This window comes from Mycobacterium sp. NGS27, from assembly GCF_059813005.1.
The window spans coordinates 1-1017 of the sequence record NZ_JCALDT010000027.1 but is presented as its reverse complement, the minus strand read 5'-3'; the positions used below and the strand labels follow the sequence as shown (position 1 = coordinate 1017).

General features: G+C 64.9%; 1 protein-coding gene. It reads left to right on the top strand.

Annotated elements, in window-relative coordinates; all coding sequences use genetic code 11:
• On the top strand, positions 1–557 hold a 557-nt coding region (locus AC5Y30_RS25405), incomplete at its 5' end, for an MCE family protein (RefSeq protein WP_499922056.1).
• Positions 558–1017: the final 460 nt, after the last annotated feature.

Below are 1017 nucleotides of genomic sequence, written 5' to 3'. Positions count from 1 at the left end.
CGTTGTTGTCGGCGGCCGGGTTCGGCAACACGGGTGCGGATCTGTTCGAAAAGGGCGGGCCGTATCTGGCGCGCGGCGCCGCCGACCTGGTCCCTTCGGCGCAGCTACTGGACACTTACAGCCCCGAAATCTATTGCACGCTGCGCAACTACCACGACATCGTGCCCATCACCGGTGCCTCCGAGGGCGGTTTCAACGGCTACTCGTTGAACATGAACACCGAGGCGCTGTCCGGATTGGGGCTGGTCGCGAATCCCCTGTCGCTGGTTGCCATCTCCGCGCTCACGCTGGGGCTCGGCGGCGCGGTCGGCCTGATCGGTGGTGCGCCCAATCCCTACGTCTACCCGGAGAACCTGCCCCGGGTGAACGCGCGCGGCGGTCCGGGCGGGGCGCCGGGGTGCTGGCAGAAGATCACCCGCGATCTGTGGCCGGCACCGGAGCTGGTGATGGACACCGGCAACAGCCTCGCGCCGTACAACCATCTCGACACCGGATCGCCGTATGCGATCGAGTACGTCTGGGGCCGCCAGGTGGGAGATAACACCATCAACCCGTAACACGTAGCCAGTGGCCGAAGCCTCTGCGGGACAGGATAATTCGCTTCCGAGACGATCGGCTCGCCGGAATCGGTGAAGGTGGTCACCCGAGCGACGAGGCTGTGCACCCGCAGGTTGGCGCCGTTGCTTTGTTTGTGCCACTGCATCGCGGTACATTTCACTGGTCTTATTCCATAGGTGTACAGGCCAGCGCCGGGTGGCGACGGCCCCGAGGCGAGGGGCAGCGGTGGCGACGGTGGGTTATCCGGATAACCAACCGCGCGGGTGGCGGTCCATCGCCGGGCCCACAACTTTCGGGCTCACGGTGTAGGCCATGGAAGGTTCACCCGTTCAGATCAACGACTCGCGAGAGCCGCCCTACCGGTTGATCACCTTTGTCGTGGCGGTCGTTCTCGCCGTCATCTTCACCCTGGTTTACATCCAGTTCCGCGGAGGGTTCACGCCCAAGACCGAGTTGACC